Source organism: Paracoccus sp. KKT209, assembly GCF_055635455.1.
On sequence record NZ_CM145758.1, the window covers coordinates 1,100,638 to 1,125,362 of the forward strand.

Here is a 24,725-nt window from a genome sequence, read left to right on the forward strand (position 1 = left end):
GGAGGAGGAGATGCAGATGACCCAGATCACCCCGCTGTCGGCCACGCCCGCACCGCAGGCCAGCGCCCCGCCGCCGCGGAACGACAACCTGGGGCAGCAGGATTTCCTGCGCCTTCTGACCGCCCAGCTGAAGAACCAGGACCCGCTGAAGCCGCTGGAGAACACCGAGTTCCTGGGCCAGATGGCGCAGTTCTCGACCGTGGCGGGGATCGACCGCATCAACGCGACGCTGGCGGGGCAGAATTCCGGCTCGCGCGACATGCGCATCTCGATGGCGGCGAACATGCTGGGGCATTCGGTCCTGGTGCCCGGCGCGGTCGCGCGCCCCGATGCCGACGGCGCGATCCGCGGCGCGGTCGAGCTGACCGAGCCGGTCGAGGCGCTGGCTATCACCTATGCCGACGCCCGCAGTGGAGAGATCCTGCACACCCAGAACCTGGGCGCCCAGGGCGCGGGGCTGGTGGGGTTCGAATGGGCCCAGCTGTCGGGCGACCAGATCGCCGGCCGCATCCCCGTGCGGGTGTCGCTGAACGCCTCTCAGGCGGGCGTGGTGCGCAACCTCGATCCGCAGGTCTATGCCCGCGTCCTGTCCGCCCGCGCCTCCGGCGGCGGCGAGGATGTCACCCTGGAAGTCGAGGATTTCGGCGCGCTGAACACGCTCGAGATCCTGTCCTTCCGCTAACCCGTCCAGATCGCTGCAAGGAGCTTTCCCATGTCCATGAACACGGCCCTGTCCGGACTTTCGGCGGCACAGACCGACATTGCTGCCACCTCCCACAACATCGCGAACGTCGCGACCATCGGCTTTCGCGGCAGCCGCGCCGAATTCGCCGACATCTTCAACCAGTCGCCCTATACCGTGTCGCGCACGACGACGGGCACGGGCACGCAGGTGACCCGCATCGCCCAGGACTTTGGCCAGGGCAGCATCGTGGGCACCGGGAACCGGCTGGACCTGGCGATCGAGGGGCCGGGTTTCTTTGCGCTGCGGCCCCAGGCCAATCCGCGCGGCGGTGCGCCCGAGACGCTCTATTCGCGCGCCGGCGCCTTCAGCATGTCGGCCGACGGCCGGATCGTGAACGCCTCGGGTCAGCAGCTGCTGGGCTGGCCGGTGGCCAGCGACGGGGGCGGCCTGTCGCAGACCGTGAACATGGCGGGCCCGCTGCAGATCCCGCTGCTGATGGGGGAACCGCGCGCGACATCGGCCGTCGCGCTGGAGGTGCGCCTGCCCTCCGACCCGCAGATGGGCGGCGCCCAGGGGGCCGTGCCCCCGGCGGCCTTTGATCCCGCCGATGCGACCACCTGGGCGCACCGGACGCCGGTCCCGCTGTCGGATGCCGAAGGGCGCGCCATCGCGGGCGAGGCCTATTTCGTGCGCATGAGCAACCCGACCGCCGGGACGCCGGAAACCAGCTACCGGATGCATCTGGTGGTGGCGGGCACGGTGCTGGCGCCCCAGGATGCCGCCGCCACGCTGACCTTCGACGCCGAGGGCCAGCCGCTGGCCGGAACCCAGCCCTTTGCCTTTGCCGGCGAAACCGGGCCGATCGCGCTGGACCTGGCGCGGTCGCGGCTGACGGATGCCCCCTTCGAGGTGCGGTCGGCCAGCCATGACGGGCAGGCGCGCACCCAGCTGACCACGCTGGACATCGACAATGAGGGCACGATCTTTGCCAGCTATGGCAGCGACAACCGCATCGCCCAGGGCAAGCTGGCGCTGGTCAACTTTGCCAATCCGGGCGGGTTGCGGGTGATGGGCGGGGCGGCCTTCGCGGCGACGGCCGAATCCGGCGCGGCGCTGGCCGGGTCGCCGGGCGACGCGGGCTTTGGGTCGCTGCGGTCAGGGGCGCTGGAAAAGGCCAATGTCGACCTGACCGAGGAGCTGGTGAACCTGATCACGGCGCAGCGCAACTATCAGGCCAGCGCCAAGGCGATGGAAACATCGTCGGGGATGATGCAGACCATCCTGAACCTGCGGACCTGAGGCCGCCATGGACCGGCTTGTCCACACGGCACTGAATTCGCTGGCCAACCTGCGCGACACGCGGATCGTCTCGGCGCAGAACCTGGCCAACCAGGCCGTGCCGGGCTTTCGGCGCGACCTGCAGAACGAGGGCTCGGCGCATTTCCTGCAGATGTTCCAGGCCGAAACCGGGCGCGCCTTCCAGCTGGAACGCGGCCCGCACGGGTTCTCGCGCGCGCCGGGTCCGATGGACCAGACCGGCGATCCGATGGACCTGGCCATCGCGGACCGGGGGTTCTTTTACATCCTGCCCCCTGGCGGCGGCGAACCGGCGCTGACCCGGCGGGGCGACCTGCAGATGGGGCCCGGCGGCACGCTGGTCAACGGTGCCGGAGAGGCGATGCTGGGCGCCAACCTGCAGCCGATCGTGGTCCCGCCCTTTACCGAGATCGTCGTGGACGACCTGGGCCAGGTCGTCGTCACGCCGCAGGGCGGGGCGCCGGGCGAGCGGGTGCAGGTGGGCGTCCTGGCGACGGTCGATCCCGACGACGCGGTGGACCTGCGCAAGTCGCTGGACGGCCGCATCCGCATGGCCGACGGCAGCGACCTGCCGCCACCCGACCAGCGCCCCCGCGTGCTGCAGGGCATCCGCGAGGGCAGCAACGTGAACGCGACCGCCGAGCTGATCGATTCCATCGAGCTGCAGCGGACCTTCGAGCTGAACCTGCGCATGATCCAGACCGCACGCGAGGTCGACGAGGCCGGATCGGCGCTGTTGCGCCTGCCGGGCTGACGGGCGCAGCACAAGGCTGGCACGCACCTTGCAGCACCCCTGTCTGAACGACGCCATCCCTTCCGAACCCGGCCACACGAGGTGCCCCCATGTCGACCAACGCGATGCATGTCGCCCGCACCGGGCTTGATGCGCAGCAGACCCGGATGCAGGTCATTGCCAACAACCTGGCCAACGTCAACACCACCGGGTTCAAGCGCGACCGCGCCAATTTCGAGACGCTTCTTTATCAGACCTACCGGCCGGGCGGGGCGCAGACCTCGGAATACACCGCACTCACGGGGCCCCTGGCCGTGGGCACCGGGGTGCGGGTGGTGGCCACCGAAAAGGTCCATACCCAGGGCGGGCTGACGACGACGGGCAACGCCTTTGACGTGGCCATCGACGGGCAGGGTTTCCTGCAGATCCTGATGCCCGACGGGCGGATCGGCTATAGCCGCGACGGCAGCTTGTCCCGCAACGCCGAGGGCCTGCTGACCAATGACAGCGGCTATGTCCTGCAGCCCGAGATCGTGGTGCCCGAGGGCACGCAGTCGCTGGTCATCTCCAGCGACGGGATCGTGACGGCGAACCTGCCCGGCGAGGTCGAGGCGCAGGAGATCGGCCAGATTACCCTGGCGCTGTTTCCCAACCCCCGCGGGCTTAGCCCGGTGGGCGAGAACCTTCTGGTGGAAACCCCGGCATCGGGCGCCCCTGCGGTCGGGGCGCCGTTGGCCGATGGCGCCGGCAAGCTGGTCCAGGGTGCGCTGGAGGCGTCGAACGTCAATGTGGTGCAGGAGCTGGTCGACATGATCGAGACGCAGCGCGCCTATGAAATCAGCTCGCGCTCGATCTCGGCCTCGGACGAGATGCTGCGCTATCTCACCAACAAGTTGTGATGACCATGAAACGCCTTGTCCTGACCCTTGTCCTGCCGCTCTGCGCCTGCGCCACCTATGTCGAGGACCGCGCCGGGGCCAATTACGAACCCGTCTATGTCGAGGCGCCGGAACCCTCTGCCGTGCCGACCGGGTCGATCTATTACCAGGGCACGCGGGGGCTGTTCGCAAGCGACCGCCGCGCCTCCGGCATCGGCGACGTGCTGACCGTCCAGTTCATCGAGCGGTTCCAGGCCAGCAAGTCGCAATCCGCCAATGCCGGTCGTTCCGCGTCCATGGAGATGGAGCTGCCGTCGCTGCTGGTGGGCGACTTCGACAGCGGCAGGCTGGGCGGGTCGACCGCCGAGAGCTTTTCGGGGCGCGGCGGCGCGGCGCAGTCGAATTCCTTCACCGGCCGCCTGTCGGTCTCCGTGGTGCGGGTGCTGGCCAACGGGCACCTGGAGATCATGGGCCAGAAGCGGCTGACCCTGAACAACGGCAACGAATATGTCCGCCTGACCGGCGTCGTCCGCCCCGAGGACATCAGCGCCGACAACGTCGTCATGTCCGACCGCATCGCCCATGCCGACATCCGCTATCTGGGGGCCGGTGACACCGCCGACACGGCGCGCCGCGGCTGGCTCGGCCGGGCCGTGACCACGGTGAACCCGCTGTGATCGCCCGGGTCCTTCTTGCCCTGGTCCTGGCGTTCGGGCCGACCGTCGCCCAGGCCGACCGCCTGAAGGACCTGGCAGCGGTCGCCGGGGTGCGTGCCAACCAGCTGGTCGGATACGGCATCGTCGTGGGCCTGGCGGGCACCGGCGACGGCAATTCCGGCCTGACGCTGCAATCGCTGGAATCGATGATCTCGCGCCTGGGGCTGCAGGTCAGCGCGCGCGACCTGAACGCCCGCAACACCGCCGCCGTCATGGTCACCGCCCAACTGGGCCCCTTCCTCAAGGAGGGGCAGACGCTGGACGTCACCGTCTCGACCGTGGGGCAGTCCAAGTCGCTGAAGGGCGGGACCCTGATGATGACGCCGCTGATGGGCGCCGATGGCGAGATCTATGCCATCGCGCAGGGGAACCTGGTGGTCGGCGGCCTGGGGGTCGAAGGCGCGGACGGATCATCCCTGACCGTCAACATCCCGACCGTCGGACGCATCCCCGGCGGCGCCACGGTCGAGCGGATGGTGGAAAGCCCCTTCCTGAACACCGACTACCTGGTTCTGAACCTGCACCGACCCGATTTCTCGACCGCGGCGGCGGTGGCCAAGGCCATCGACGACACCTTCGGGGCGGGCACGGCGATCGCGGTGGACGGGGCCTCGATCAGCGTCTATGCGCCGGCCGATCCCGGCCAGCGCGTGGCCTTTGCGGGCATGCTGGAAAACATCGACGTGACGCCCGACGCGCCCAAGGCCCGCGTGGCGGTCAATTCCCGCACAGGCACCGTGGTCATCGGCGGCAATGTCCGCGTCTCGCCCGCCGCCGTCACCCATGGATCGCTGACCGTGCGGGTGACCGAGGACATCAATGTCAGCCGCGGCACGACCGTCGTCACCGGAGAGGACGGCGCCGTCGCCGTGCCGGGCGAAGCCGTCATAACCCCCGACAGCACCATTTCGGCCGACCAGGAACCGGCCCGCGCCTTTGTCTTTGATCCGGGCGTGTCACTTTCCAGCCTGGTCGACGCGATTAACGCGGTTGGTGTCAGCCCGGCGGATCTGGTCGCCATCCTGGACGCCCTGCGCGAAGCCGGCGCGCTGCGCGCCGAACTGGTCATCATCTGAGGTCGACATGCAGATCCTGCCCGCCACGGCGCTTGCCGTCGTTCCCCCCGCCGAAACGTCGCGCCCCGGCAGCGCCGAGATCGCCAAGGCCGCCAGCGGGTTTGAGGCACTGTTTCTGGACTCGCTGTTGAAGGGCGCACGGGCGGGCCTGCCCGGAGACGACCTGACCGGCGGTTCGGCCGTCAGTTCCGCCCAGCAGATGCTGGACACGCAGCTGTCGCAAAGCGCCGCCTCCGCCGCCGGCTTCGGCATTGCCGAGGCCATCGCCCGCCAGTTCTCCAAGGGTGGCGTCGGCGAATGAGCAACATCCTGGACATCGGCCGCAGCGGCATCCTGGCCTATCGGACGGCGCTGGCCACCACCGCCGAGAACATCGCCAACGTCCATACCGAGGGCTATCGCCGCCGCGATGTGGCAACGGTCAGCGCAACGGGGGCGCAAAGCACGCCGACGACGCTGCCCACGGGCGGGCAGGGGGTCACCACCGCCGATGTGCGGCGCGCCTTTGATGCGCTGGTGGCGGACCGGGCGCGGCGTGCCGGTGGTGGCCAGGCCGCGGCCGAGGCGCATCTGTCCGGCGCGCAGGCGATCGAGACGCTGATGATCCCCGGCGACGACGGCATTGACGGGACGCTGCGGAATTTCTTTGATTCCCTGTCGCGCCTGGCCGCCAGCCCCACCGACGCCACGACGCGCACGCTGGTCCTGCAACAGGGGCAGGCGCTGACCACCTCCGTCTCGGGCCTCGCGCGCGAGATGGAGGTGCTGCGCCGCGACATCCTGGGCGAAAGCGCCGAACAGGTCCGCAACGCGCAGCGCATGCTGGAGGGGCTGGCGCAGCTGTCGCGCCCCCTGTCCGAGATGCCGCAGGGTGACAGCGGCGGCCATTCCCTGGCCGACCGCCGCGACGCGCTTCTGGACCAGCTGGCGCGTATCCTGCCCATTTCGGTCACGCTGAACGGGTCGGGGCAGGCGCTGGTGCGACTTGGCGGAGAGACTGGTCCGCTGCTGCTGGACCGGGGCAGGACGGCCAACCTGTCGGTTTCCGCGCCCGACCTGCTGACGCTGCATGTGGATGCCGCCGACGGCACTGCGCATCAGACGCGACTGATGCCGTCAGGCAGCCTGGGCGGCATGTCGCGGGCGATGGGCGCGCTGGACATGGCCCGGTCCGAATTGGACGCTTTCGCGCGCGAGATGACCAGCGCCATGAACCGGGTCCATCGCGGCGGCGTCGATCTGCGCGGACTGCCGGGGGGCGACCTGTTTGCCATCGACGGCTGGCGTGCGCAGCCCGCGGCGTCGAATGCCGGGCGGGTGCAGGTCACGCTGACCAACCTGTCGGCTGCGGCGGCGCGTCTGCCGATCGATCTGGTCTTTGACGGGGCCGAGGGGCTTTGGCGCGCGCGGGACGCGGCCGGGGCCGAATTGGGCCGCGGGCGCGACCAGCTGCTGCTGGACGGGGTTCTGGTCGATCTGGCGGGCACTGCCCGCGACGGCGACCGCATTGCGCTGACGCCGGTGACGGGACGCGCCGCCGATCTGCGCCTGGCGCTGACCGATCCTGCCGCGCTGGCGGCCGCATCCGCATTCGCCAGCGCGGCGGCGCCCTCCAACCTGGGCTCGGCCAGCCTGACCGCGACCTTTGTGCCGGCCCCTGCGGCGCAGATCCCCGCCCTGGGACCGCTTCTGGACCCGGCGGGGGTCGATCTGCTGGGCGGCGTGGTGGGGCTGGTTCCGGCCGGCACCCAGGTTCTGCGGCTGGCGAGCCTGGGGCAGCCCGCATCCTCCTCGGTGGGGCCGGTGGCCGGGGCCGGTGTGCTGGAGGTCGATGGCGCCAGCTTTGACCTGACGGGTCTTGCGGACGCTGCCGCGATCGCGGGCGCCTTGACGGACGGGCGGCTGCGGACCGGCGACGGGCGCAGTTTGTCGCAGATGGGGCTGGTGGCCTTGGCGGATGGGGATCGGCTGGTGCTGACGCGCCCCGGCAACGACCAGCCGCCGCAGGTCCGCCTGACAGGCCCCGCAGGCAGCATCGAGGGCGTGCCGACCCAAGGTGCCGCGCCGGGCGGCACGGTCCAGATCCTCACCCGCAACGGCCGCCACATCGCCGGCAGCCCCCTGACCCCGGCCGAGGCGACGGCGCTGCTGACGGCCCGCAACGGGTTCCTGCCGGATGCGGTCTATGATCCGACGCCGCTGATCTCGGCCGGGACGGAGGGCTATCGCGGCGCCGAACTGGGCCGTCTTGGAACCTCGGCGCAGCATGGCGCGGTGCTGGATGGTGCGGGCACCCGGTTCGGGGCGACGCTGCCCCTGCCGCCCGTGCCGGCGCGCAGCCTGACCCTGATTGACGCCTCGGGGGCGGCGGCGGATCTGGCCCTGCCCGAAGGCGCCAGCGCCGCGCAGGTGGCGGGACGGATGCAGGCGCTGATCCCCGGACTGTCGGCGCAGGCCTCGACCGCGCTGGAGCTGTCGGGTTTTCAGGCAGGTCCCGTCAGCTTTGAACTGGCCGGCCTCAACGGCACGCCGCTGCGGGTGTCCGCCACGCTGGCAGGTCCCGATGCCGCGCCCCTGGCGCAGGCCGTCAACGCGCTTGGCATCGCGACCGGCATCCGGGCGGAACTGTCCCCTGACGGCAGCCGCCTGCTGCTGGTCCAGGACCAGGGCCATGACATCGGCCTTTCGGCCCTGACGGGCGGAGCGCTGTCGGTGGCGGGCGCGACACCTGCGGGCGCGCGGCTGTCGGCGCCTGCGGAGTGGGCTGCGGGCAGCGCGCTGCGGCAGTCGGGGCAGGTCAGCCTGGCCCATCTGGCGGGATTCCAGCTGACCGAGGGGCCGAGTACGATTTCGGCCGCGCCGGCCACCGGCGGGCTGGTGGCCGTCAGCACCGGTGCGGCGGGCGCGGCCGCGCGGCTGACCTTTGCCGATGTCCCGGCGCTGGCGCAGGGGGGCATCCTCCATCGCGTCAGCCTGAACGGCATCGACGCCCAGGCCGCCTTTGCGCCCGGAACCTCGGCGCAGGACATGGCCGTCGGCCTGGCGCGGCTGCTGCGGGCCGGTGCGCCCGAGGCGGTGGTGACCGGCCGCGCGCTGGCCGGCCTGCCGCCCGATGGGGCGACCCTGTCGCTGCGCGTGGACGGCGGCGATTACACCCTGCGGATGGAGCGGGGCGGCCCGGTCATCTCGGGACCCGAGCCTGACCGCATCACCGCGCGGTTCGACGCCCAGAACCGGCTGGTGCTGCGCGCGACGGGGGCCGACGGCGGCATCGGCACGCCAGCCTCGCCTGCCTTCGGGCTGGGGCCGGGCGAAGGGCGCCTGACGCTGACCGGCCAGCCGACCGATCCGGCGAGGCTGCCGGCCGATCTGCCTGTGACGGTGGGCGGTGCGAGGCATGTGCTGCGCCTGCTGGCCGATGGTTCGGTCCAGGCGCCCGCCGAATTTCCGGGGCTTGCGACGCGGGATGGCGCGACAGGCGCGCTGACGCTGGAATTCGCGGCCCCCGCCAGTGGCCTTCAGATCGCCACGGTTCCGGCTGCGGGCTTTGGCGGGGCGGGTGCGGCCGTGCGGGCCGAGGATGGCCGCCTGATCCTGGCCGGGCCCGGCGCGGCGCTGGACCTGGCGGTCGAGACGCGGGGCAGCCTGGCCCGGCAGATCGACCTGCGCAACCTGCCGCCCGAGGATCTGGTCGTGGCCATGACCGGTCAGGGCACGCTGCGGCTGGCAGGCGACCTGACCGCGGGCGCCTCGCCCGCCCATCCCGGCGCGCTGGAGGTGATGGTCGCCGATGCCGCGACCGGCCGGCTGGTGCTGCGCGACAGCCTGACGCGCCATGTCGTGGCCGAGGGCCGCATGGATGCGGCCGGGCGCGGCCAGTTTGGCGGGCTGACCGTGCAGTTCGGCGGCCAGCCCCAGAGCGGCGACCGCTTCTCGATCCTGCCCGCGGGCGCGGCATCGGGCAATGGCGATACGGCGCGGGCCATGGCGCGGCTGCAGGTCGGGGACGCCGCCAGCGGCACGCCGGGCCTGGGCGACCGGCTGTCGCGGCTGCAGGCCGATACGGGTCTGCGGGTCGCGGCGGCGCGGCGCAGCCTGGCCACCGCCGATGCCACGGCCGAGGCGGCGGAGCGGGCGCAGGCGGCGATCGGCGCCGTGAACCTGGATGCCGAGGCGGCGCGTCTGGTGGAGTTGCAGCAGGCCTACCAGGCATCGGCTCAGGCGGTCACGATCGCCCGCGAGCTGTTCGACACCATCCTGCGCATGTTCTGAGCGGAGACAGCATGACCATCGGAGACGCCCTTTTCGCCCGCCTTGCCATTCGCGGCTTTGGCAAGCTGACCGCCGAGATCGGGGCGATGCAGTCGCGCATCTCGTCGGGGGTCAACGATCCGCGTCCTTCGGCCGATCCGGCGCGCGCGGTGGAACTGTCGGCGCTGCGCGATGTGCGTGCGCGGCTGGACACGCGATCGGCCGTGGCCCGCGACAGTGCCGACCGGCTGGCGCTGACCGACCAGGCGCTGGCCGGCCTGTCCGACGATGTCCGCAGCCTGAAGCAGATCGCCCTGCGCGCCGCCAACGACGCCCTGTCGCCCGAGGCCTATGGCGCGCTGCGGACCGAGGCCGTGACCCTGCGCGCCACCCTGCTGGCCACGGCCAACAGCGTCGACGCCGCCGGCCGCCCGCTGTTTGCGGGCACGGCGCCGGGCCCGGCCTTTGAACAAACCGCGGCGGGCGTCGTCTATCGCGGCGATGCCGCCAGCAGCATTGCCGCGCTTGGCGACGGGTTGGTCCTGCCCACGGGCATTTCCGGGGCGCAGGTCTTTGGCGAAGGGGACCAGAGCCTCTTCAAGCTGGCCGATGACCTGATCCTGGGCCTGACCGAGCCGATGCTGTCGGCGCGGGGGGCTGTGACCTCCAAGGGCCAGGGCCGGCTGGACCTCGTGCGCGGACGGGCCGACACGGCGGTCGAGGTGACGCTGACCGGGCCGCGCGGCTCGGCGCGCGTCACGCTGGACCTGCGGCTGGAGGCGCCGGGGGCGCCGGTCGACGCGATCAACGCGCAGACCGCCCGCACCGGTGTCTCGGCCGCGGTGGATGCGGATGGCAGCTCGATCCGGCTGTCGGCCATCGCGCCCTTCAGCCTGTCGCAGCTGACGGGAGGGCCGCCGGATTATCCCGTCCTGGGCCTGGGCAATGTCGACGACAGCGGCGCGCTGGCGGGACCGGTGGTGCGGCTGCGGCCATCGCGGCTGACCACGGAGGGGGTGATCGCGGCGACCGACCGGATGGTGGACCGGATGGCAAATTCGCGCGCCGCCGTCGGCAGCCTGGGCGCGGCCGTGGACCGGCAAAAGGACGCGCTGACCCAGCAGCGGCTGGTGGTGGACCAGGCGGTCTCGGGTCTGGGCGACCTGGACGTGGCGGCCACGCTGACCCGGCTTCAATCCCTGCTGCTGAGCGAGCAGGCCGCCCAGCAGACCTATGTCAAGATCTCGTCCCAGTCGCTCTTCAATTACTTGCGGTAACCCGGCTGCCCCCGGACAGCGGCGGCAGGCCAAAACCCGTGCTGCGGGCCTGGCGCAGGTCGCCGCCTCCGCCGCCGACGGCGATCAGCGGCGTGCCTGACCGGATCAACAGGCCCTGGGCCCCGAAGGTGGCCGGCGGCTCGGGTGCGGGCGGGACGGGCAGGGCCGACAGCGGCTGCGACAGCGGTTGCGGGTCCGTCACCCATTCGCCCTGCAGGCTTGCCACCACCGGCCCGGTTTCCTGGGGAATCGCGCGGCCCATGACCCCCGCCACCCGACCGACATAGGCGTCCCCCCCGGACGGATCACCCGCGTGATAGGCCGCGACCGCCGTGGTCCAGTTGCCGTAGCGCTGGTAGAGGTCGCGAAGGAAGCGCGCCGCGTAACGGGTGTTCAGCACCGGGTCCATCATCGACCCCGTGTCGGCAAAGCCGTCCCGGTGCCAGCGCCAGTTGATCTGCATGCAACCGATATCGACGTTGCGCGCCCCGCTGGCCAGGATCTGCGACAGGCGCTGCAGGGCCTCCTCCCGGGTCGGGTGATAGGACCCGCGCCCGCCCTGGTTCAGTGTCCAGGGCCAGGCCAGGGCGCGCCCTTGGTGGCTTCTGCCGGATTCGACCCGCGCCACCGCGGGAAGCAGCCCCTCGGGAAGGCCCATCTCGGCACCGGCCTGCGCGGCCAGGGCCTCGCAGTCGGGCAGGGTGCTGGCATGGACGCCCCCGGTCGTGACCAGCACGAGGGTGGCGATGACTGCGGCGGGGGAAAGGAACGGGCGCTTCATGGCAGGAGGGGAAGATGCAAGCGCCGTGCCCGCGACCCGTTGCGCCTAGCCTTTGGGCTATTGCAAGACCGGACGGGGAGGGCGGCTTCCGTTCGCACGTTGGCCTGATCCGCCCTGCGATGCGATCATGCGGACAAGCCCTGCCTGCCCCATCCCAGCCCCAATTCCCGGAGGATACCATGATAGCCGGAGCATCCAGCCTGCCCGTTCTTGTTGCCGAAAACCTGCGCGACACGATCCTTGCCGCCGCCGCGCTGGTCGGGGCCCAGGGAACGCGCCTGCAACTGGTGCCCGAGCTGGAGGCGCTGCGCCAGAAGCTGGACGCCGCTGAGATCCACACCGAGATCGAGCCCGCGCTGGCCGCAGGCGACCTGGACCAATCTGGCTTTCACGTCATGCCGCACCGCGCGGGCATGGCCACCGATCTTCTGGACGTGGGGGTGCGCCTGAAGAATGGCCCGCAGGGCACGGTCGGCCTGTTGATCCTGTGCGGGGTGCCCGCCGCCTGGCAGGCGCAGGCGCGGCTGCGCGCGCTGGAGGCCCTGACCCGCGTGATGGAACGCCAGATCGGCGCCCTGCGCCTTGGTCCGGCGGTCATCGCTGATCCGATGCTGCGCCTGCTGGAGGAGCTGCACGACCTGGATCGCAGCATCGTCTCGCAGGGGCTGATGGGCTTTGTGCGCACGCTGGCTGGCAAGAAGCCCAGCCAGGTCGAATGCACGGCCATGCGCATCGTCGGCCTGGCCGATGTCCCGGTCGAGTTCTTCCAGTCGCGCGAGATCCGGCTGAGCGTGGTGGCGCAGGATCTGCTGGACGCGATCGGCTATGGCGACGTCCTGAAGATGGGCGAGGCGATGGAGGCCCCCGAGATGGTCCGCCCCGCCCCCCGGAGCGAGACGCGCGACGACCTGGAGCCCTTTGCCCGCCTGCGGCTGATCGAGCGGGATTTCCTGGTGGCCGAGGATGCCGACTGCGCCGCCTTCTGGTTCCAAGAGGCCGGCCACGGTCCCGACTGGAGGCGCCTGTCCAAGGCCGGCCCCGACGGCTGGTCCGCAGTGGCCGCCGAGATCATCGAGCTGAGCAGCGACGTGGTCGCGGCCTTTGCGGGCATGCACCTGCTGCGGCGCCGCGATCTGCCCTCCGAGGATCTGGCCGAGGCCTACGAGTTGCATGGCATCGTGTTCTGGCTGGCCCATTCCGAAGGCGTGACCCAGGCACGGATGGACCGCGGCGACTGGATCACCTGCGACATTCCCGCCGATGTCGTCGGCCGGCCGCGCGCACTGGCGGCGCTGAGCAGGCTTTGCCCGGGCCTTGCCAGCGACTTGGCCGGCCCGGCCCGCGACTGGGTCCACCGCATGTCCCAGACCGTGCAGGTCATGCCCTATATGGCGACGGCGGCCGAATAGGGTCACTGTCCGTGCCCCCCTCATGGTCCGGGCCCGGCCGTTGCCGGCGCCCGGATCTGCATTTCCCGCCGCCTCAGTCGGCTTCGGCGATGCTACGGCGCAGGCGTTCGATCGCGGCCTTCTTGATCTGCGAGACGCGTCCGGTGGTCACCTTCAGCACCTCGGCGATCTCGTAGACGTTCAGTTCCTCGACATAGTAAAGCTGCAGGACCAGCGCCTCGCGTTCGGGCAGCGCCGTGATGGCGTCGCGCAGCTGGGTCTTGAGGTTCTGCTGCGACAGCATGTCCTCGGCCGTCAGGGCCTTGTCGCGAAAGACCATCGAGTGGTCCGAATAGAGCTCGTCCAGCGACCGTGTCTGCCCGGCATCGATCTCTCGGCGCCACTTGTTCAGCTCGCCCGGCGTGATGCCAAGCGCCTGCGCTAGCTCGGCCTCGTCGGGATGGCGCATCAGCGTCTGTTCCAGCTGATGTTCGGTCGTGCGGATGCGCGACAGCATCTGCAGGGTCGCCCGCGCGTAATGGGCCTGTTCGCGCAGGTGATCCATCAGCGCGCCCCGGATGCGGATGCCCGCATAGGCCGCGAAAGGCGTGCCCGGCTGCGCGACATAGCGTTGCGCGGCATCCATCAGGCCCAGGTAGGCGACCTGCAGCAGGTCGTCGATCTCGATCCGGGCGCCGACCCGGCCATGGACATGCCAAGCGATCCGGCGGGCCAGGTTCATGTGGCTGGCCACCAACTTTTCGGGATTGGGGGACTGTTCAGGATAGCTGCGCGGAAGCATCGGCCTGCTCCTCTGATTGGCCCGCATCGGGGGCGTCGGCGGCATCTTGGCCCGGGGGCAGGGACAGCGTGTCCAGAAGACCCGTCCCCTGCGCGATCAGCGCCACCGGCAGGCCGAAGCGCAGGTTCAGGCCCAGGTCATCGGCGGTGGGCGGGCACAGATCGGCGCGGGTCAGCGCAATCAGCGCCGCCTTGTCCGCCCAATCCCGGCACAGCCGGTCCTGATAGGCGGGATGCAGGCCCGTGGGCAGAACCAGCCAGATCGCGGCATCGGGATGCGCGGCCAAGGGGGCCAGCGCGTCGGGGTCCTGGGGGGGCAGGTCCGACAGGTCCAGGATCTGCGTCTGGTCGGTGGCGGGGGCGGGCAGGGGACCCGCGATTCCGTTGGCCCAGACCGGCCGATGCGGCACCAGCCCCAGAAGCCGCGCCCAACCCGCCAGGGCGCCCGGCGGGCACAGAAGATCGGGCCGGGGAGTGATCAGCGTCGGCCGCCGGGCGCCGGGCACGCGCAGTGCCTCGGCCGCCAGGCGCGCGGCCAGCATGCTGCGGCCCGCGCCCGGCGGGCCCACCAGCACGACCCGCCCCGGAAGGTTCGGGGGCAGCACCGCGTCGGGCCTGCGCCGGCGCGTCAGCTCGCGCAGCAGCCGGGCCGCGAATTGCGGCGCGGGGTCCGGCTTTTCCGGGGCGGGCGGCGCAAGATCGGCCAGCGCGGTGTCACCCGACACGGCCTCGATCTCGACCTGGCCGCGATGCTGGCGGGTGGAGAGGATCAGCGCCTCGGGGCCGAGGCAGCGCATCAATTCCTCCATGGCCTGGGCGGAATCTGCGGCGCGTATGGTCAGTCGTGTCATGACGGATCACCCTGCGGATTGCGGCGCGGGGCCGGGAAGCGGCATCTGCGGCAGGCCGATGCTGCGGATCACCTCGATGCGGCGCGTCTCGGGCAGGTCGGTCAGCGCCAGGACCAGGGCGTCGCCCAGGTGCGGGCGCATGAAGGCCGCCAGCGACCGGCGCAACGGCGGCGAGACGGCGATCAGCAGGTGCTGCGACCGCGCCTGCATCTCCTCCTCGGCCGAGGCCAGGTCGCGCAACAGGGTCGCCGCGAAATTGGGGTCCAGGGTCAGCCCATCCTCGGCCGGGCGGCGGGCGCGGATCAGGATCTGTTCCAGGTCAGGGACCAAGGTGACAAATCCGAGCGTCGCCCCCACCGGCGCGATCTGCTGCAGCAGCAGCGGGATCAGCGCGGGGCGCAGCGCCTCGGCCTGGGCGGCGATCGTGGCAGGCGTGGCACTCAGCTGCGCCAGCCCCTCTAGGATGCGGCGCAGGTCCGACACCGGAACACGGTCCTGCAGCAGCTGGCGCATCACCGCGGTCAGCACGTGCAGCGGCACCAGCTTGGGCACCACCGTCTGCACCAGCGTGGGCGCCGCCTGCGCCAGTGCATCCAGCAACGCCTGGACATCGTCGGGGCCCAGAAGGTCGCCCGCGTGGCGTTGCAGCACCTGGCCCAGATGGGTGGCGATCACCGCCTCGGGGTCGACGACGGTATAGTCGTCGGCCTCGGCCTCGGGCTGCTGGTGCGCCTGGATCCAGACCGCGTCCAGGCCAAAGGAGGGGTCGCGCACCTCGATCCCCGCCAGCTTGCGGGTCGAGTTGTGGCCGGGGATCGCCAGCTTGCGATCGGCATGGGCCACGTCCTCGGCCACGATGGTCTGGCCGATGCGCAGGCGGTAGGCGTTCGGGGGCAGGGATAGGTCGTCGCGGATGCGGACGCCCGGCACGACGATGCCCAAGGCGCGCGACAGCTCGCGCCGGATCGCGGTGATGCGGCTGACCAGGGTGCCGCCGTCATTGCCGCTGGCCAGGGGGATCAGGCCATAGCCGATCTGCAGGGTCAGGGGGGCGAGGTCGGTGACCTCCTCGGGGGTGATCGGCGTGGCGGCGGGCTCGGACCGCTCCTCGGTCCGATCCGCGCTGTTCAGGGCCGTCAGCGGCGCGCCCGGCGTGGGGGGTGCTGCGGCGGCGGTCTGGCGCGCCTCTGACCTGCCGGCGGCGACCGCGGCGGCGGCGGCCCCTGCCGCTGCCAGCAGGAAGATCAGGTTCGGCATGCCCGGCACCAGGCCCAGGATCAGCAGCACCGCCGCGGCCGGTGTCCAGGCGCGCGAGACGTTCACCTGCCGACCGATCAGCCCGCCCATGTCCGAGGACGAGGATGAGCGCGTGACGATGATCGCCGCCGCCAGTGACAGCAGCAGGCCGGGCACCTGCGCCACCAGGCCGTCGCCGACCGACAGGCGCACATAGGTGTCGGCGGCCTCGCCGAGGCTCAGCCCGTGCTGCGCCGTGCCGACGACGATGCCGCCAAAGACGTTGATGGCCAGGATCACCAGGCCCGCGACGGCATCGCCCTTGACGAATTTCGAGGCGCCGTCCATCGCGCCGTAGAAATCCGCCTCCGCCGCGACCTCGCCGCGGCGGACCTTGGCGTCTTCGGGGGTCAGGATGCCGGCGTTCAGGTCGGCGTCGATGGCCATCTGCTTGCCCGGCATGGCGTCCAGGGTGAAGCGGGCCGAAACCTCGGAGACGCGGCCCGCACCCTTGGCGATCACCACCATGTTGATGATCACCAGGATCGCGAAGACCAGCAGGCCCACGACGAAGTTCCCGCCGACCACGAATTCGGCAAAGGCCTGGATCACCTGGCCGGCCGAATCCGTGCCCAGGTGGCCTTCCGACAGCACGATCCGGGTCGAGGCGACGTTCAGCGCCAGCCGCAGGGTCGTGGCGATCAGCAGCAGCGAGGGGAAGCTGGAAAAATCCAGCGGCCGTTCGGAATGCACCGCCACCATCAGCACCAGCAGCGACAGCAGGATGTTGCCCACGAAGAAGATGTCCAGAAGCGAGGCGGGCAGCGGCAGGATCATCATGGCCATGATGACCAGGATGCCAAGCGGCATGGCGAATGTGCCCGCCTCGCCCACGAAGCGTCCCGAACGTGCCAGCGCGCTCATGCCAAGGCCAGTGGAATGGAGGGGAAAGTCATGTGGGGCCTCGGCTTGTCGTGCGGGATGTCAAGGCAATGACTGCAAGGCCCGTGCCAGCTGCGTCCGTGCCACGGGCGCGCGCCGGAGGTCCGGGGCGGCGCTGGCTGGGATAGGCCTGTCGGTCTGGCACGGGCCTTGCAGCCTGGGCCGGCAACACAGCCCCAGCATCGGAGCCCGACCGCCATGCCTGCAACCCAATCCGCGCCCTTGTCCGCCCCCGCCACCCGTGTTCGGCCGTTGCGGTCGGCCGGGATCCTCCTTGTGGCGGCGGCCCTGCTTTCGGGCTGCGCGGCAGGCAGCGCACCTGGCACCGACGCCCCCTTGGCAGGAAATGACGCGCCCATCCCGATCGCGGCGGCCATGGAGGGAACGCCTGCGCCCGCCCCGATGGCTGCGCCGGTCATGCCTAAGCTGTCGGGTCGGGGCTTTGCCCAGGTGGCGGGGCAGCCGGGTCAGACGGTGAACGAACGCCGGCTGCTGGCCATGCGGGCGGCGCGGCTGGATGCGCTGCGCGACCTGACCGAACAGGTGCATGGCATCCGGATCAGCTCGGACAGCTATCTGCGCGATGCGGTCCTGCGCAACGACACGGTGGCGGCGCATGTCCAGGGCAGCCTGCGCGCGGCGCGCACGGTGTCGATCGAGCCGCGGGGCGATGACGGCTATGCCGTCCTGCTGGAACTGGACGAGGCGACGCTGGCGCAAGTCCTGCGCGCGGCGCGGTGATCGCGATGGGCCTGTCGCGACGACATCTGATGATCGGATCGCTGGCGGTCCTGGGGCTGGCGCCCGGTGGTGTTCTGGCGGCCCGCGGGGGCTGGATCGAGGTCGTGGGCGCCGCCCATGTCTCGGGTCCGGCGGATCGCCCGGCGGCCCGGCGGCGGGCGCTGGCCGATGCGCTGCTGTCGGCCGCGCTGGCGGGCGGCGCTGATCTGCGGGGCCATTCGGTCCTGTCGAACACGCGCATGACCTCGGACCTGCTGGTGGTGCGGCCGACCGGCCGGGTCTTGGCCTATCGGGTCACCTCGGAGACGTTCGACGGGCAGCTGCTGCGGATGGGCGTCCAGGCCCAGGTCGGCCCGCCCGAAACCGGGGCCTGCCCCGAGCGGCGGCGGCTGGTGGTGATGGCCTATCCGGTGCGGGTGCATGTGTCCCAGGAAAGCCCCGGCTGGACCGAGGCCTTTGGCCAGCACGTTGCGGCAGAGCTGCTGCGGCGGGCGGCGGGCCATCCGGCCGTGGCGCAGCTGACCCTGGCCGACCGTCTGCCCCCCGCCCGGCACGAGGCCACCGACTATCGCACCCTGACCCGCGGCAGCGTCCGCGTGCCGCCGGGGGGGCACGCGCTGCACCTGGACCTGCGCATCGTTCCCGACAACCGGCACCTGCGCCTGTCGCTGGAGATGCGGCTGGAAGGCGCGGCCGATGCGCTGGCCGCCACCCATGATGAGGTGGTCAGGCTGCCCGGTGCCTCGGTCCTGGGCCGCGCTGCGCCGCTGGTCGAGGCCGACCGCCACCGGTTGGCCAGCCGCCTAGGGGCAGGGGCCACGCCCGCGCTGTCGGCGCTGCTGGACCGGGCCGGCTGCCAGCCGGTCGCGGCGCAGCTGCTGCTGGCCGGGGGTCGCCTGTCGGCACCGGTGGGGCGCGCCCAGGGCGTGCTGCGGACCAGCATCGCCTATACCGTCGACCGAGACGCCTCGACCGAGATGCTGGAGGTGACGGCGGTGGGCGATCGCACGGTCAGCCTGGCGCCCCTGGACCCGGCGCGGCCGTTGTCGGCCTTTGCCGGGCGTCCGGTGAGATTCATCACCACCACGCCGGGCCTGCCATGAGGGCGGCCCTGACCCTGCTTGTCCCGGTGGCGGTTCTGGTGGCGCCGGTTGCGGCATCCGCCCTGACGGGCGAGGAGGCCGTTGCGCTGATAGCCCGCGCCATGGGCGCGGCGGGCCAGCCGGCGCCCGACATGCCGGCGCCGCTGCGCGCCCTTCCCGAATGCGCGCATCCGCCCAGGGTGGCGCCGGTCGCGGGCAGTTGGCGCACGGTGTCGTTGGACTGCGATGCGCCATTGGCCTGGCAGCGGATGTTCCGCACCGGAGCCGAGGTCGCCGGCGCCTCTGCGGATGCAGGTGCTGCCCCCACCCGGGCACCGGCCGCGACGATCCCCGCGCTGCTGTCCGTCCGGCCGCTGAAGCGGGGGGCACGGATCGGGCCGGGCGACCTGCGCCAGGCGGATATCCCGGCTGCGGGCGACGGGGGGCAGTCGCTGAGCGATCCCGCCCATGCCGAGGGCCGCCGCCTGCGCGTGCCGCTGCGCGTGGGCCAGCCCCTGCTGGAGCGCCACCTGGAGCCCGCGCTGGACGTCGAGCCGGGGCAGGAGGTGTCGATCAACCTGCAGGGCGGGGGGATCGAGATATCTGCGGCGGGCACGGCCCTGGTCGGCGGCGTCATCGGCGACCTGATCCAGGTCCGGCAGGGCGGGCGCGACGGCCGCGAGGTCGAGGCGCTGATCGTCGCCCGGGGGATCGTGAGGGTCCGCCCTAACATGCGCCGCAGAAGCGCCGTTAGGCAGGCCATACGGAGGCTGCAATGGTCAACCCAATCACATCGAATGTAACCCGCCTGCGCTCCTCGCTGGACGTGGAGACGCAACGTGCCTCGCAACAGGCGTCGGGATCGAAACCTTCCGGCCCGGGCGCCGGCCCGCGCGACAGCCTCAGCCTTTCCGCCAGCGCGGGCGCACTGCCCGAGGCGCTGACGCAGGGGCCGCCGGTGGATCGGGCGCTGGTGGATCGGCTGGTCACGGCCATCTCGGAGGGCGCCTATCCGATCGACCCGGAGCGTATCGCGGACGTGCTGTTCCGCGATGGCCTAGATTTCTCGCGTTGAAGGAAACGCCATGTCGTTCTCGATTTCCATGCCGGCACTGATCATCCTGATGGCCTTGGCGCTGTGCCTGGCCATGGTGACCATGGGCGCCGCCCTCGGGCGCCGAAACCGGCCGCGGGCGACGGCCGCGGTGGCAGCGCCCCTTGCCCATCCGGTCATCCCGCCCTTCAACACTGCCGAGATCGTCGGCGCGATCGAGACCCTGCTGGCGGCCCAGGAACAGCGGCGCCAGGACGAGCAGAGCGTGCTGCGATCCGACCTTGCCGCGCTGCGCGGGGACGTCGAGTGGCTGACCTCCGAGCGCATGATCGAGCAGGCGATCGAGATGTGCCGCGAGGGCGCGCCGACCCAGGAGATCAGCGACAGCCTGGGCCTGTCCGGCGATGCGATCCGCACCATCCGGCTGCTGCGCGCCCACTGACCTCAGGCGCCGTCGCCGGCAGCGCGGGGGCTGCCATCTGCTGATCATCATGCCGGTCCGGTCATCTCCGGACCGGCATTGGCATGTCGATGGTCCCTCTTTTGCCGTGCCGCTGGCGAGGTGCCAGGGAGGGGCGATTGCGGGCCGTCGCAGGGCCTCCGGCAGCGGGCAGCGGTTTGGTGTTGGGGACCGCCATGGGACCGGCATTAGGGATCGTGTCAGGAAGCGGGTGCAGCGCGGCGTAACAAAAAGGGCGCCGACCGCCCGTCACGGGCCTGTCGGCGCCAAGGCTAAGGCTGCCCCTGCGGCAGCCTCCGGAACCTGTCCCATGGTCATTCGGCGGCGGTGCGCTCCTTGATCTCGCTCCAGGCAGAGCGGAGGGAGGCGATGAACGAGATCGCCTTTTCCAGGCCCTGCGGGTCCTCCGCCTCGCGCGTGAAGGCCCCTACGACCTGCACGCGGCAGTATTCATAGACGCGGAACAGGGCCGGGGCGATTTCCCCGCCGCGTTCGAAATCCAGGCTGTTCTGCAGCAGGTACAGTGCCGCCAGCGCCCGCGTCATGGGTCCCGAAGGCATCGCGGCGCCATTCTGGGCCGCGACCCGCAGCGCCTCCATAGAGGATTGCAGCTCGGTCAGGGTCAGGCCGATGATGGCATGGGGATCCTCGGGCGCAACCACTCCTGCCTGCGCGGCGCGGCTGTAGGATTGGCGGGCTAGATCAAGCGTCATCGGTGCCTCGGGATCTGTCTGTTGGATCTGCCTGAGTTAACGGCCGCCCGGGCCGGAATGTTATCTAGACCAGCCCCATATCGCGCGCGATGACCACGGCCTGCGTCCGGTTCTGCACGTTGAACTTGCGATAGATCGAGGTGACATGCATCTTGACCGTCGGCTCGGCCAGCTGCAGTTCCTTGGCGATCTCCTTGTTGGGCTTGCCCTCGGCCAGGAAGACCAGGACCTCCATCTCCTTGTCGCTCAACTGGCCGTTCTTGACGACGCGGCTCGGCTCGGCCTGAAGACGCATCAACTCCATCGGCAGATAGCGCTCGCCGCAATGGATGAAGCGGATCGCATTGGCCAGGCTGCGGGCGGGGGTGGTCTTCAGCACGATTCCGGCGGCGCCGGTCTTCATGATCTCCTCCTGCATGCGCGGGGTGGGCGTGCCGGTGATGATCGCCACGGGCTTGGTGTCGTTCAGGCGGATGGCACGCCGCAGGCCGGCCACGCCGTTCATGCCCGGCATGTTCAGGTCCAGCAGGACCACGTCAAAGGGTCCCTCCTGCTGGATCAGGTCGGCGGCCTCGTCGAAGCTTTCGGCGGTGGTGACGGTCATGCCCCCCAGTTCCGACAGGAACATCGAGAACATTTCCAGGATCATCCGGTGGTCATCTGCCAGAAGAACGCTGATCTGTGGCTGGGGGGCAGTATGCTGCACGTTCATTGGAACCATCCGTTCTGTGTTATGGAGCTTCCGGCTGCCTCGGGGCGCTGCAAGTCCGTCATGAATGCAGCATTTCGATTTTTCCGTCTCTCAGTCAATCAAGCCAAGGCTTTTGAGCACGGCGATCCTCCGATTACCTCCGGCGCCGACCATTTGGGATCAAGGGATATACTTACGGAGATCTAAGATAGGTTTAAAAGCGGCGTGGAAGCTGCGGCTATTCTCTTAGAATTTTAACCATTCGCCACAGTCGGCGCGCGACGCGAAATCTGGCGGCCGCAGAGGTTCAGGCGCTGCAGGCCCCCGACCAGGCGGGTGAGGCCGCGACGACAGGTCCGGCCGCTCCAGTGATCGGGCGCGACATGCCGCGCCATCCGGGGGCCGACCTGCCAATAAAACCAGATGAACCAGCGCCCTGCGCGGTAACGCCGCAGGTGCAGGTCCCGAAACGCGCGCAATGCGACGACATCGGGATGCAGCCGGTCCCCGAAGGCCGCGGTCGCCACGAAGCAGGAGGAACTGGCCGGGTCGCTGTCGTCGTCCTGCTCCTGTGGATCATCCTGCGGGTTTTCCCGGTCGTCAGGTTCGTCCCGGCCAGGTTCGTCGGTATCGGGATCGGCGATATTATCATCCGGTTCCGGATTTTCCGCCGAAAGGTCCGCAATATAATCCGCAAAGGATCTCCATTGCGGATTGCCATTTTCACCGCCTGCGATATCGCGGAAGAAATCATAAGAGGCGACAAGCTGATCCTTATTCAGCGGCGACAGGAAATCATCGGCAATATCGGCGGCTTCGTGATCTGGACGGAAATCGAAGGTCATCTGGGAAATCCGGTCCTTCAGCGCCGCCCCTTCGATGATCGAGACCGACCCCCGGCCATGGATGTCGATGATCAGGTCGCCGTCTTCCTCCCGCGTGGCGGCCTCCAGTTCGGCCGCGTCCCTGAAGGCGCCGCCGAAGCCCAGCTGATCGCCGGCCTTCAGGTCGGTGATCACGACGTCCCGCTCGCCATTCGTCAGGATAAAGCTGGAGCCGCGCCCCGCATCGACCAGCACCGGATCGCCCGGGGCATGCCCGCCGATCAGCATCAGGTTCATGCCGGGGCCGCCGTCGATCGTGTCACTGCCGCGGTCCGAGATGAAGATGTCCGCGCTGCCGCCCCCGACCATCAGGTCGTCGCCCGCGCCCGCGATCAGCACGTTATAGCCCGCCATGCCCATCAGCGTGTCGTTGCCGACATGGCCCATCAGCAGGTCGTTGCCGCGGCCGCCCTTGATGTGGTCGTCCACTATGCCCGTGCGGTCGTCGGTGACGTTATGGGCGCCCTCGATGACAAGGTCGCGGCCCCGGTCGCTGATGGTGATGACGGCGAGTTCGTTGGACTTGACGACAAAGGTGCCGCGCAGGTCGGCGCCGCTGATCACCTTCATGTCGCCCCGCGCATCGACGATCTCGTCCGCCGAGCGCAGGTGCATCGTGGATTCGTCGTACCAGGGGGTATGCGGGGAATCCGCTGCGACCAGGTGACGGATCGTGACATGCTTGCCCGGTGCGATGTCATCCAGGCGGATGGCGCCGTCCTTGTCGCTCAGGTTGCCCATGAAGACCATGCGCTGCGTATCGGACTGAAACCCCGTCACGGAAAACTGGCCCTTGATCCCCAGCCCCTGGAGGGCGGCCCGGTCGTCGATGACCCGCATGCCGACCAGTCCCGCCGAGGCGATGTCGTAGATCTGCCCAAGGGGCGTCGCCTTGGCGGCGATGCTGCCTCCGTCGCTTTCGGCCGGGGGAAACTTGGCGTCGTACATCTTGGTGGTCAGCCACTTGTAGGCGCCGCCCCAGTGGTCGATCCGGTCCACCCCCGCCCCGATATGGCGCGACAGTTCCTCGATCCAGATCGTCGCCTGGTTGACGCCGTAGAGGGGCTGGTCCCCCGCATGGATGCCGATGTTGAATTCCGACAGCGAGACGTCCAGGTTCGGGCGAAAGCCCGGCATCTGCTGCATCGCCTCGACCGGTTTCAGCGCGCCCTCCATCTGCAGGTCGAAGGCCTTGTAGGGATCGGGATAGGCGTGCTGGTAGATGATATCGACCTGGCCCCGGTTCTCCATCGAGATCTGTTCGGCAATCTCCTGGCTTTCGCGGGCGCCGCTTGGCCGCCAGGCCGCACCGGCCTGAATTCCGATATCGGGCTTGTCCCAATCATTTCCCAAATGGTTTTGAATGCGGTCGCCCAGGGCGGAAAGCCGGGGGATCTGGAAATCCGCGATGCGTCCATAATCGGAAGCGCTGATTTCGGCCCAGTATTCATTGCCGATTTCAAAGGCGGATATCTTGACGCCGGGATTTTCGATTATGGCCTTTTCGGTTTGGGAGAGATATCTGTTGAACCCCGCGCTATCGAATGTTTTCCGCGCAGGATCGTAAAACTGGAATGTGGGGATGACGATCGACAGCGAGGCGCCATTATCCGCCGCGACATGCAGGGCCTCCCGCAGGGTCATCGCGTAATTCTCGCTTCCCGGCTCCATCGGGTCGCCGAAGATGCGCGCCAAACCCCCGTTCTGCCATGTTTGTTCCTCGGTCACGCCCCCGCCCGGGTAGCGGAAATTCGAGAACCTGACCTCTGAGGCCTGGGCGCTGAAGGGGCTGTCCGGCTTGGCAGAATCATTCGTCAAGACGATATTCATGCCAAAATGTTCAGAAGTTATCACGCCCATCGTTTCATGCCTTGGCTTGTGGGCGTGAAAGGCGACTTTCCCTAAAGCGCCTGCGCAGAATGCTGCTTGTTTTAGCCCAACGGTTACTGCCGATATTCATCTGCAAGTTGTCAGAATGGGGCTGAAATTCCAGCGGGCGTCCGCCTAGTTTAACCACGTCCACATTCCCATTATAGGCATCCGTAAGGATGGACATAATCCGGGAGGGTTAATGTGATCCTTACATTCCGGTTATGGGGGTAAGCCAAAGCAGAGGATTTTAAGTTCTTAGCTGCGAGCAGCCCGGGAAGGGGCGGCCGAGTCGCAGG

The 24,725-nt window shown here is 69.9% G+C and carries 22 protein-coding genes; 15 read left to right on the plus strand and 7 right to left on the minus strand.

Annotated elements, in window-relative coordinates; all coding sequences use genetic code 11:
- Positions 1–16 precede the first annotated feature (16 nt).
- From ACZ2G3_RS05430 to ACZ2G3_RS05470, 9 genes are all read left to right on the plus strand, one after another.
- Positions 17–682 carry a flagellar hook assembly protein FlgD gene (locus ACZ2G3_RS05430; RefSeq protein WP_470398170.1) on the plus strand — a complete coding sequence of 222 codons (666 nt, stop codon included), beginning with the start codon at positions 17–19 and terminating at the stop codon, positions 680–682.
- Positions 683–712: 30 nt separating this feature from the next.
- Positions 713–1,984 (plus strand): flagellar hook protein FlgE, encoded by a 1,272-nt coding sequence (locus tag ACZ2G3_RS05435; protein WP_470398171.1) that lies wholly within the window; start codon positions 713–715, stop codon positions 1,982–1,984.
- Between the two features lie 7 nt (positions 1,985–1,991).
- Complete coding sequence (locus ACZ2G3_RS05440; RefSeq protein ID WP_470398173.1) at positions 1,992–2,756, plus strand: flagellar basal body rod C-terminal domain-containing protein; 765 nt, start codon at positions 1,992–1,994, stop codon at positions 2,754–2,756.
- Between the two features lie 89 nt (positions 2,757–2,845).
- Positions 2,846–3,634, plus strand: a complete 789-nt coding sequence (gene flgG / locus ACZ2G3_RS05445; RefSeq protein ID WP_470398174.1) for a flagellar basal-body rod protein FlgG — start codon at positions 2,846–2,848, stop codon at positions 3,632–3,634.
- Positions 3,635–3,639: 5 nt separating this feature from the next.
- On the plus strand, positions 3,640–4,290 hold the full coding sequence (locus ACZ2G3_RS05450; protein WP_470398176.1) for a flagellar basal body L-ring protein FlgH: 651 nt from the start codon (positions 3,640–3,642) through the stop codon (positions 4,288–4,290).
- Positions 4,287–5,405 carry a flagellar basal body P-ring protein FlgI gene (locus ACZ2G3_RS05455; protein ID WP_419267285.1) on the plus strand — a complete coding sequence of 373 codons (1,119 nt, stop codon included), beginning with the start codon at positions 4,287–4,289 and terminating at the stop codon, positions 5,403–5,405. The genes ACZ2G3_RS05450 and ACZ2G3_RS05455 overlap by 4 nt, the downstream gene beginning before the upstream one ends.
- A gap of 7 nt (positions 5,406–5,412) precedes the next feature.
- Positions 5,413–5,706 carry a rod-binding protein gene (locus ACZ2G3_RS05460; RefSeq protein WP_470398178.1) on the plus strand — a complete coding sequence of 98 codons (294 nt, stop codon included), beginning with the start codon at positions 5,413–5,415 and terminating at the stop codon, positions 5,704–5,706.
- On the plus strand, positions 5,703–9,677 hold the full coding sequence (locus ACZ2G3_RS05465; protein WP_470398180.1) for a FlgK family flagellar hook-associated protein: 3,975 nt from the start codon (positions 5,703–5,705) through the stop codon (positions 9,675–9,677). Before ACZ2G3_RS05460 ends, ACZ2G3_RS05465 begins: the two co-directional genes overlap by 4 nt.
- A gap of 11 nt (positions 9,678–9,688) precedes the next feature.
- Positions 9,689–10,933 (plus strand): flagellin N-terminal helical domain-containing protein, encoded by a 1,245-nt coding sequence (locus ACZ2G3_RS05470; protein ID WP_470398182.1) that lies wholly within the window; start codon positions 9,689–9,691, stop codon positions 10,931–10,933.
- On the opposite strand, the gene ACZ2G3_RS05475 is transcribed toward ACZ2G3_RS05470, so the two are convergent.
- Positions 10,917–11,714 (minus strand): lytic transglycosylase domain-containing protein, encoded by a 798-nt coding sequence (locus tag ACZ2G3_RS05475; RefSeq protein WP_470398184.1) that lies wholly within the window; start codon positions 11,712–11,714, stop codon positions 10,917–10,919. The genes ACZ2G3_RS05470 and ACZ2G3_RS05475 overlap by 17 nt on opposite strands.
- Before the next feature lie 179 nt (positions 11,715–11,893).
- Here ACZ2G3_RS05475 and ACZ2G3_RS05480 point away from each other — a divergent pair, with 179 nt between their 5' ends.
- On the plus strand, positions 11,894–13,123 hold the full coding sequence (locus ACZ2G3_RS05480) for a hypothetical protein (protein WP_470398186.1): 1,230 nt from the start codon (positions 11,894–11,896) through the stop codon (positions 13,121–13,123).
- Positions 13,124–13,196: 73 nt separating this feature from the next.
- Here the strand turns inward: ACZ2G3_RS05480 and ACZ2G3_RS05485 are convergent, their stop codons facing one another.
- Genes ACZ2G3_RS05485 through ACZ2G3_RS05495 form a run of 3 tightly spaced genes read right to left on the minus strand, consistent with a single transcriptional unit; the run spans position 13,197 to position 16,914 of the window.
- A complete protein-coding gene (locus ACZ2G3_RS05485) occupies positions 13,197–13,904 on the minus strand; it encodes a sigma-70 family RNA polymerase sigma factor (protein ID WP_470398188.1) in 708 nt (235 codons plus the stop codon).
- A complete protein-coding gene (locus tag ACZ2G3_RS05490; RefSeq protein ID WP_470398190.1) occupies positions 13,882–14,754 on the minus strand; it encodes a hypothetical protein in 873 nt (290 codons plus the stop codon). Before ACZ2G3_RS05490 ends, ACZ2G3_RS05485 begins: the two co-directional genes overlap by 23 nt.
- Positions 14,755–14,760: 6 nt before the next feature.
- The gene (locus tag ACZ2G3_RS05495) at positions 14,761–16,914 is read right to left on the minus strand and encodes a flagellar biosynthesis protein FlhA (RefSeq protein ID WP_470398192.1); all 2,154 of its coding nucleotides are present in this window, start codon (positions 16,912–16,914) and stop codon (positions 14,761–14,763) included.
- Positions 16,915–17,130: 216 nt separating this feature from the next.
- Between ACZ2G3_RS05495 and ACZ2G3_RS05500 the strand changes: the two genes are divergently transcribed.
- The 5 genes from ACZ2G3_RS05500 to ACZ2G3_RS05520 are packed head-to-tail and all read left to right on the plus strand — an operon-like array spanning position 17,131 to position 20,251.
- Positions 17,131–17,673 carry an LPP20 family lipoprotein gene (locus tag ACZ2G3_RS05500; protein ID WP_470398194.1) on the plus strand — a complete coding sequence of 181 codons (543 nt, stop codon included), beginning with the start codon at positions 17,131–17,133 and terminating at the stop codon, positions 17,671–17,673.
- Between the two features lie 29 nt (positions 17,674–17,702).
- A complete protein-coding gene (locus ACZ2G3_RS05505) occupies positions 17,703–18,776 on the plus strand; it encodes a flagellar assembly protein T N-terminal domain-containing protein (RefSeq protein ID WP_470398196.1) in 1,074 nt (357 codons plus the stop codon).
- Positions 18,773–19,558, plus strand: coding sequence for a flagellar basal body P-ring formation chaperone FlgA (gene flgA / locus ACZ2G3_RS05510; protein ID WP_470398198.1), 786 nt, complete (start codon positions 18,773–18,775; stop codon positions 19,556–19,558). The genes ACZ2G3_RS05505 and flgA overlap by 4 nt, the downstream gene beginning before the upstream one ends.
- The gene (gene flgM / locus ACZ2G3_RS05515) at positions 19,531–19,830 is read left to right on the plus strand and encodes a flagellar biosynthesis anti-sigma factor FlgM (RefSeq protein ID WP_419267299.1); all 300 of its coding nucleotides are present in this window, start codon (positions 19,531–19,533) and stop codon (positions 19,828–19,830) included. The genes flgA and flgM overlap by 28 nt, the downstream gene beginning before the upstream one ends.
- A 10-nt stretch (positions 19,831–19,840) precedes the next feature.
- The gene (locus ACZ2G3_RS05520) at positions 19,841–20,251 is read left to right on the plus strand and encodes a hypothetical protein (RefSeq protein ID WP_470398201.1); all 411 of its coding nucleotides are present in this window, start codon (positions 19,841–19,843) and stop codon (positions 20,249–20,251) included.
- A 332-nt stretch (positions 20,252–20,583) separates the two neighbouring features.
- On the opposite strand, the gene ACZ2G3_RS05525 is transcribed toward ACZ2G3_RS05520, so the two are convergent.
- The 3 genes from ACZ2G3_RS05525 to ACZ2G3_RS05535 form a co-directional block, all read right to left on the minus strand.
- Positions 20,584–20,982: a flagellar export chaperone FliS gene (locus tag ACZ2G3_RS05525; protein ID WP_419267301.1), complete on the minus strand. Its 399-nt coding sequence runs from the start codon at positions 20,980–20,982 to the stop codon at positions 20,584–20,586.
- A 64-nt stretch (positions 20,983–21,046) separates the two neighbouring features.
- Positions 21,047–21,694, minus strand: a complete 648-nt coding sequence (locus ACZ2G3_RS05530; RefSeq protein ID WP_419267302.1) for a response regulator transcription factor — start codon at positions 21,692–21,694, stop codon at positions 21,047–21,049.
- A gap of 233 nt (positions 21,695–21,927) precedes the next feature.
- Positions 21,928–24,387 carry a calcium-binding protein gene (locus ACZ2G3_RS05535; RefSeq protein ID WP_470398203.1) on the minus strand — a complete coding sequence of 820 codons (2,460 nt, stop codon included), beginning with the start codon at positions 24,385–24,387 and terminating at the stop codon, positions 21,928–21,930.
- Positions 24,388–24,725 lie beyond the last annotated feature (338 nt).

Excerpts from the sequence above, each read along its gene's own strand:
- ACZ2G3_RS05430 (WP_470398170.1), top strand. The coding sequence starts at position 17 with ATGACCCAGATCACCCCGCTGTCGGCCACGCCCGCACCGCAGGCCAGC.
- ACZ2G3_RS05435 (WP_470398171.1), top strand. The coding sequence starts at position 713 with ATGTCCATGAACACGGCCCTGTCCGGACTTTCGGCGGCACAGACCGAC.
- ACZ2G3_RS05440 (WP_470398173.1), top strand. The coding sequence starts at position 1,992 with ATGGACCGGCTTGTCCACACGGCACTGAATTCGCTGGCCAACCTGCGC.
- flgG (WP_470398174.1), top strand. The coding sequence starts at position 2,846 with ATGTCGACCAACGCGATGCATGTCGCCCGCACCGGGCTTGATGCGCAG.
- ACZ2G3_RS05450 (WP_470398176.1), top strand. The coding sequence starts at position 3,640 with ATGAAACGCCTTGTCCTGACCCTTGTCCTGCCGCTCTGCGCCTGCGCC.
- ACZ2G3_RS05460 (WP_470398178.1), top strand. The coding sequence starts at position 5,413 with ATGCAGATCCTGCCCGCCACGGCGCTTGCCGTCGTTCCCCCCGCCGAA.
- ACZ2G3_RS05465 (WP_470398180.1), top strand. The coding sequence starts at position 5,703 with ATGAGCAACATCCTGGACATCGGCCGCAGCGGCATCCTGGCCTATCGG.
- ACZ2G3_RS05470 (WP_470398182.1), top strand. The coding sequence starts at position 9,689 with ATGACCATCGGAGACGCCCTTTTCGCCCGCCTTGCCATTCGCGGCTTT.
- ACZ2G3_RS05475 (WP_470398184.1), bottom strand. The coding sequence starts at position 11,714 with ATGAAGCGCCCGTTCCTTTCCCCCGCCGCAGTCATCGCCACCCTCGTG.
- ACZ2G3_RS05480 (WP_470398186.1), top strand. The coding sequence starts at position 11,894 with ATGATAGCCGGAGCATCCAGCCTGCCCGTTCTTGTTGCCGAAAACCTG.
- ACZ2G3_RS05485 (WP_470398188.1), bottom strand. The coding sequence starts at position 13,904 with ATGCTTCCGCGCAGCTATCCTGAACAGTCCCCCAATCCCGAAAAGTTG.
- ACZ2G3_RS05490 (WP_470398190.1), bottom strand. The coding sequence starts at position 14,754 with ATGACACGACTGACCATACGCGCCGCAGATTCCGCCCAGGCCATGGAG.
- ACZ2G3_RS05495 (WP_470398192.1), bottom strand. The coding sequence starts at position 16,914 with ATGAGCGCGCTGGCACGTTCGGGACGCTTCGTGGGCGAGGCGGGCACA.
- ACZ2G3_RS05500 (WP_470398194.1), top strand. The coding sequence starts at position 17,131 with ATGCCTGCAACCCAATCCGCGCCCTTGTCCGCCCCCGCCACCCGTGTT.
- ACZ2G3_RS05505 (WP_470398196.1), top strand. The coding sequence starts at position 17,703 with ATGATCGGATCGCTGGCGGTCCTGGGGCTGGCGCCCGGTGGTGTTCTG.
- flgA (WP_470398198.1), top strand. The coding sequence starts at position 18,773 with ATGAGGGCGGCCCTGACCCTGCTTGTCCCGGTGGCGGTTCTGGTGGCG.
- flgM (WP_419267299.1), top strand. The coding sequence starts at position 19,531 with ATGGTCAACCCAATCACATCGAATGTAACCCGCCTGCGCTCCTCGCTG.
- ACZ2G3_RS05520 (WP_470398201.1), top strand. The coding sequence starts at position 19,841 with ATGTCGTTCTCGATTTCCATGCCGGCACTGATCATCCTGATGGCCTTG.
- ACZ2G3_RS05525 (WP_419267301.1), bottom strand. The coding sequence starts at position 20,982 with ATGACGCTTGATCTAGCCCGCCAATCCTACAGCCGCGCCGCGCAGGCA.
- ACZ2G3_RS05530 (WP_419267302.1), bottom strand. The coding sequence starts at position 21,694 with ATGAACGTGCAGCATACTGCCCCCCAGCCACAGATCAGCGTTCTTCTG.
- ACZ2G3_RS05535 (WP_470398203.1), bottom strand. The coding sequence starts at position 24,387 with ATGAATATCGTCTTGACGAATGATTCTGCCAAGCCGGACAGCCCCTTC.